Origin of the sequence: Dyadobacter sp. LHD-138 (genome assembly GCF_030929615.1) — a bacterium.
In the GTDB taxonomy this organism is placed as follows: domain Bacteria; phylum Bacteroidota; class Bacteroidia; order Cytophagales; family Spirosomataceae; genus Dyadobacter.
In genome coordinates this window covers 245,021-251,718 of the sequence record NZ_JAVFVU010000010.1, presented here as the reverse complement: position 1 = coordinate 251,718, position 6,698 = coordinate 245,021, and the positions used below count along the sequence as shown (strand labels likewise).

The 6,698-nt window shown below is 45.9% G+C and carries 3 protein-coding genes; all 3 read right to left on the bottom strand.

Annotated features, from left to right (window positions below):
• Positions 1-157: 157 nt before the first annotated feature.
• Complete coding sequence (locus RB622_RS09755) at positions 158-1,543, bottom strand: sulfatase (RefSeq protein WP_308046364.1); 1,386 nt, start codon at positions 1,541-1,543, stop codon at positions 158-160.
• Positions 1,544-1,610: 67 nt separating this feature from the next.
• Positions 1,611-3,206: a RagB/SusD family nutrient uptake outer membrane protein gene (locus RB622_RS09750; protein WP_308046360.1), complete on the bottom strand. Its 1,596-nt coding sequence runs from the start codon at positions 3,204-3,206 to the stop codon at positions 1,611-1,613.
• Positions 3,207-3,236: 30 nt separating this feature from the next.
• A complete protein-coding gene (locus tag RB622_RS09745; RefSeq protein ID WP_308046359.1) occupies positions 3,237-6,671 on the bottom strand; it encodes a TonB-dependent receptor in 3,435 nt (1,144 codons plus the stop codon).
• Between the last annotated feature and the right edge of the window lie 27 nt (positions 6,672-6,698).

The following is a 6,698-nucleotide window of genomic DNA, read 5'->3' as shown; positions in this document are numbered from 1 at the left end:
ACTTTAAAAAGTTAGAGGCAGTCCCGATGGACCACCCCTAAACAGGCTGACATAGTGCCGCCTAAAACATAAATTTATAAAAATAAATTAACAAGTGATTGGTTATTAACACAGAATCTCCATTTCACGCATTCATACTCCTTCTCAACCAGTTTTATTACTTGTCCAGCTTTCCAACCGGTCTCACGCTTTTTCCGGTACGTTTCTGTAAATCGTCACCTAAATCTTCCCTTGCGGCCTCCGCTATCTTTTCAAGCTCGGCAACAATTTCAGGATTTTGCTCATACACGTTATAACGCTCACCCGGATCACGACCCAGGTTATAAAGTGCTATCGGAAAATCATGATTTTCCGGCGCAGGACCTGGCTGACCATTTTTTCCTGGCAGCGATCCTTCATATGTACGTCCGGGATGCGCGAAAACCAGTTTCCAGTCATGTTTCCGGACAGCTTCCAAACTGTTTTTACGATAGTAATAAAGGAAATTTTCACGCGGGGTTTGCGTATCGTCGCCTTTCAGCAACGCAGCAAACTCAATACCGTCAATTTTTTCCTTCGGAGATTTCGCTCCGGTCAGTTTAACCAAAGTTGGCAGGATATCAATATTGGACAATAACTTATTCGAAACCCTTCCGGCTGGTACAACACCCGGCCAGCGGATAATTGCCGGGACACGCTGCCCGCCTTCAAACGAAGTTCCCTTTCCTTCTCTAAAACCACCCGAAGAACCAGCATGATCGCCATAATTCAACCATGGACCATTATCACTCGTGAAAATGACAATGGTATTATCGTCCAATCCCTGGGCTTTCAACTCTTTCATAATTTGTCCAACCGACCAGTCAAGTTCGGTCAACACATCACCGAAAATTCCACGATCGCTCTTTCCTTTGAACTTATCCGTAGCAGCCAATGGCACGTGCGGCATCGGGTGCGGAACATAGAGGAAGAATGGTTTCTTTTTGTTTTTTCTGATGAATGAAACGGCATGCTCGGTCACGGTCGGTGTGATCAGACTTGCATCATCCAGGTTTTTGATCTCCTTAACCTGCTTGCTGCCGTCAATCCAGAAAAGCGGCGGATATTTCGCCTGTGCCTGCCATGGATGCAGCGGCCACATATCATGCGAATAAGGAACCCCATAATATTCATCAAAACCCTGCTGCAACGGTAAAAATATGGAGTCACTGCCGAGGTGCCATTTGCCAAAAATACCGGTCGTATAACCATTGGCCTTCAACAAATCAGCGATGGTTTCTTCTTTCGGATGGAGTCCTATCCCCTGTTTTGGTCCAAATGCACCGGAAACCCCCACACGGTTTGGATAACAGCCCGTCAGCAAAGCTGCACGTGACGCACTGCACACCGCCTGAGCCGCCATGAAGTTCGTGAAACGCGTTCCCTCAGCTGCCATTTTATCGATATTCGGTGTTTTATATCCCAACGCGCCATTGACGGATAAATCGCCGTATCCCATATCATCTATAAAAAATAAAACAATATTGGGCGTTTTGGAAGCCGGTTTAGGCGCCATAGCCACCATGAACAAAGCAAGGCATAAACCAAAACACGACAAAAAAATGAGTCTTAACTTTTTAATTTTCAACATACTACCAACCTGGGTTTTGTGTTAACGATGGATTTAGATCTCTTTCCTTTTGCGGAACCGGCCAAAGATAATGACGATTTACATCAAATACTTTGTTCACGGCAACGACCTGCACGGTCACCAAAGCGCCGCTTGCATCTTTGTAAGTGATACCATACACGGGGCCCGGAATCACTTTCTCAGCCGTTTTCCAGCGACGGATATCAAACAAATGCTGGCCTTCAAAAGCCAGTTCAACCGTTCTTTCACGACGTACAATTTCTCTCAATTCCGCCTGTGAAGTACTCGTCACAGAGGGTTGTTTCACATCCGTTCTGCCATTTCTCACTGTATTGATTGCGGCCAACACGCCCGCATCGGCCTGCCCCAGTTCAATTTTTGCTTCTGCGTAGGTCAGCAATATTTCTGCGTAACGCAGTAAAATGATGTTGATTCCGCTATTGCCCGGGTTCGCAAAGTCATCTGCCAGAATATATTTTTTAATGTTAAATCCGGTCGTTGAAGCGATGTAGGTACTTCCTACCGCATCCGCCGTTCCACTGTTTGGCTGTGGTTTGAAAACATTTCCGCCCGGCAGAATATCTCCATCCAGAAATACAGAATATTTCAAACGACTATCCCGGTTGGCATACGGTGTCGCAGGGTTGTAACCACTGCCGGCATCCGTAATTTTCTTACCGTCCAGCGTTTCATAAGTATCCACCAATGCTTTCGTCGGCACGTAGCTGCTGTTGCTGTTTTTCTGACTGTAAGGCCCCAGAAGCTGGAAAATATCAATTTTATAGGTGTCCTTAATGAATTGTCTGTCCAGCAAAACCTCCTTATTATTTTCCGCTGCATAGCTGAACAACTTTTCATAAGATTCATACACACCATAAATACCAAGTTTCATCACCTTGTCTGCCGCATCAGCCGCTTTCTGGTAACGACCCGCGTATAAATTTGCCCTTGCCAATAAGCCCAAAGCAGCCCCCCGCGTAATCCGTCCCCTGTCCGTTGCCGGATAAGTAGCTGGCAGCAGCGCAGCAGCTTCTGTCAGTTCCTTGTCGATAAAATCCCAGATTTCGGATACCGGAGCTCTTTTTAACGCCCTGCCCTCATCAATGGTAATCGACGAAGTGACAAGCGGTACATCACCATAAAAACCTGCCAGTTTGATGTACTGATAAGCGCGCAACGTTTTCGCTTCCCCTTTCAGCTGGTTAATCAGCGCCGTATTGGTCGATGTAACTTTGTCCACATTTTCCAGAAAATAGCTGGTGGCGCGAATTCCCCGGTAAGCCCTTTTCCACTCGCCATAGATTTTCGAACTCGTACCGTCATACACCCCAAGTTCAACATAAGCCTGCACGTCAAAATTCTGGTTGGTGTGGGCAATGTCGGTCAAAGCGTCCCAGGTTACGATATTTGTGCTGTCAAGATCGGTGTACAATCCGTTCACGGCAAGTTTGGCATCCGTTTCTGTTCGCCAGAACACATCGACGGATAAGCGGTCATTTGGAACCGTTTCCAGCAGATCATTGTCGCAGGAAACCAAAACACCTGCCGAGATAGCTGCCAGGGACAAAATCAGACTTTTTAATTTATATTTTTTCATGATAATTCAAGCTAATGATAATGAATACGATCAGAATTGCAGGTTCAAACCAGCGGTATACAAGGCCGTTTGCGGGTAATACACCGCACGTCCTGACGGTGCTTCAGGATCCAGATTCCATTCGTTAAGTTTCGAGATCGTAAAAAGGTTTGTCGCAGAAATGTACACGCGCACCCGGTTCAAATGTATTTTCTGGCTCAAAGAAGTTGGTACGTTATAAGCCAGCTGAACATTTTTAAGACGCAGGTAAGAGCCATTTAACACCAACCGGTCGGAGGTCGCCACGTTACGTAAATCGTATTTCACCGGACGTGGGAAGCGGGCATCCGTGTGCTCCGGTGTCCAGTAATTATTGGTATAAATCTCATGTGTAAAACCTTCCTGATTGCCCATTTCAGCCAATGCACCGGCAAGTCTTGAATCCACTTTTGCGGCACCCTGGAAAAGAATGGTCAGGTCAAAGTTCTTATAAGAGAAATCTGCATTCATGCCAAACGTGTATTTTGGGAATGAATTACCGATGTTGGTCATATCGTTGGCGTCAATCTTGCCATCGCCGTTCAAATCCACATACTTAACATCACCGGGTTTCGTATTGGCCGCATAGGTAGCTTTGTAATCCGTAATTTCCTGCTGCGTCTGGAATAGTCCGTCGGTTTTATAACCCCAGAGTGTATTAATCGGCAGACCTTTTTTGATGATATAACGCGGGTCAATATCAGAACCCGTGATGTATGGCCCCGTTCCTTTGAGGTCCGTCACCATGTTCTGGTTGATACTCAAATTACCACCCACACTGTAACGGAAACCGGAAGCCGCTGGCGTTCCACGGTAATTCAAACTAAACTCCCAGCCCTTGTTTCGAACCGATCCTGCATTTTGCGGAGGCGCAGTAAGACCAATTGTTGCAGGAATATCGAGGTTTAAAAGGATATTGTCCGTTTGCTTGTTATAGTAATCGATCGTCAGGTTTAACTTTTTATGAAAAAATGCTGCATCCAGGCCTAAATCCAGCTGCGTTGTGGACTCCCAGCCAAGATTTGTATTGGCAAGTGTATTCTGACGGTATCCCTGAACCGGTGTTCCCCCGAAACTGTATCCGTTTGCAGTCAAAGCGGCGTAATAACTGTACAAATCAACCGACTGGTTTCCAGTTTTACCCCACGATCCTCTGAATTTCAAATCATTAACCGCTGTTTCAAGTCCTTCCCAGAATTTTTCCTTTGAAATTCTCCATCCCGCCGAAAACGATGGAAAAAAACTGTATTGTTTTGCGCTGGTAAATTTGGAAGAACCGTCATAACGACCGTTTACCTCAACCAGATATTTTCCATTGTAGTCGTAATTTAACCTCCCGAAAAATGATCGCAGGCCATAAACCGCGTCACGTCCTGAATTATTTTTTGTCCCATCATTTGCTCCCTGACCGATTGAGCCAATATCATTGTTGTAAAAACGCTCACGGTAGGCCATTAAAAATGTTTGGGTATTGCCAATTTGTGAATAGCCAACCAGTGCTTTCAGGTTATGGCTGTCAAGAGTTTTTTCATACGTCAGCAAATTATTGAGTGTATATTCCCGAAGCGTATTCCGGATTTCGTACAAACTGCTATTTGCGATGGTTTTGGTAATGTTGGTGTTTTTATCCGTATTGGTATAGGCGTTGGTGTAATTCTTTTGTTGGGTGAAAAGCCCGCGACCGGCAATCTGTGTCGAGAAAGTTAACCCTTCGGCAATCTCAAATTCGCCTTTTACATAACCAGCCAGATAATCCGTCCGCTGTTTCGACTGCCCTCCGATTTCAATAAACATCAGCGGATTATTTCCCTGGGTGCTCAAACCGTAGGTGCCGTCCGCATATTTAGGAACCGCCCACAATGACCCGTGGAAAAAGTTATTAAGCGGCGAAACGACCGTCCCGACCGAAGCATCTGTGTTGGTGGTCGGATTTTCGGTCACATTGTAACGATAATTGATATCGGCGCTCACGCGAATTCGCTTCGAAACTTCATAGTCAGAATTCAATCTGAATTCACCGATCTTGTTGCCAAAGTTTTTAATAACCCCGTCCTGATCCTGATAACGAACACTCAAACGCGTCCGCAATACATCATTTCCCCCGGCGATCGATAAACTGTGATTTTGCTGAGGGGCAGCACGTAACAAAGTTTCAAACCAGGTATTGGGCAAAGGATATTTTTCACGATCAGTCGCGTTGACATAGGCCTGGATGGACTCCTCCGTAAAACGTGCCGGAACTGCCGATCCGGCATTGGTATAGGCAGCTACCTGCTCGCGCATGTATGCCTCAAGTCCCATCATTTTTGGCACATTATTCGATTTTTGGATCGCATAATAACCATGGTAATCAACCTGAATTTTACTCCCTTTGGCCCTTTTGGTTGTAATCAAAACAACGCCGTTCGTTGCTCTCGAACCATAAATGGCAGTCGAAGCTGCATCTTTCAAAATCGAGACGGATTCGATATCGTCCGGGTTAATATCACTCAGTTGCTGCTCAATTCCATCTACAATGACCAGTGCATCGTTTTTACCAAGATCGTACCCGCTGGTGCTGCTTCCGTTGATATTAAAAGTAGTGATCCCGCGAACACGAATCGTAGCATTGGATTTCCCTGGTGAACCGCCCAAATCATTCACCGCCACACCCGGCATAAGTCCCTGAAAAGATTGCTGAATATTGGAAACCGGTCTGCGTGCAACGTCCTCTCCGGTAATCGTTGACACCGCGTTGGTAAGGCTGTTTCTCTTCTGCGTTCCATAACCCACCACCACGACTTCATCAAGCAAACTCTGGTCAGGTTTCAGCTGAACAGTGATGTTATCACGGCTTCCAATGGCCACTTCCTGCGCTTTGTAACCTACAAAAGAAAAAACAAGTGTTCCCTTTTCCGGCGCGCTGATCTGGAAATCCCCGTTAATATCGGTTGATGTCCCAACCCGACTGCTCTTCACCAGGACATTAACACCCGGCAACTCCTCTCCTTTTTCGTCGGTTACCTTTCCTTTTACAAGAATATCCTGCACTACCGGCTGAGCGCTCTCCACCATGCCGACTTGTTTCACAGGCATTGCTTTGGGTGTCTCGGCTTTGATCAGCACATAGTTCCCCTCCACCTCATAATCCAGATGATTGGGTTTCAAAATGCTTGCCAGGATTAACTTAACAGTCTGGTCCTTTGCATTGACCGACACTTTCCCTGTCTTTTTCAGCACCTCCGCAGCATACATAAACTTGATTTTTGTTTGCGCGGATAACTGGTCCAGCGCAGCAGGCAAAGACTTGTTCTGCACCGAAAAAGTTGTTTTTTGTTCCAGGAGTTTCTGCGCCTGTGCCACGTCCGAAAATGCAACGGCGCTCCCGATGCCGGTTATCAACAAGAAAACTACCGACAACTTTATTGCAAAAAGACGGGATCGTTTGGTAAACGATATTGATTTCATACGATTAAAAAATTAAGTTTTAATTAC

Excerpts from the sequence above, each read along its gene's own strand:
- RB622_RS09750 (WP_308046360.1), bottom strand. The coding sequence starts at position 3,206 with ATGAAAAAATATAAATTAAAAAGTCTGATTTTGTCCCTGGCAGCTATC.
- RB622_RS09745 (WP_308046359.1), bottom strand. The coding sequence starts at position 6,671 with ATGAAATCAATATCGTTTACCAAACGATCCCGTCTTTTTGCAATAAAG.
- RB622_RS09755 (WP_308046364.1), bottom strand. The coding sequence starts at position 1,543 with ATGGTGGCTATGGCGCCTAAACCGGCTTCCAAAACGCCCAATATTGTT.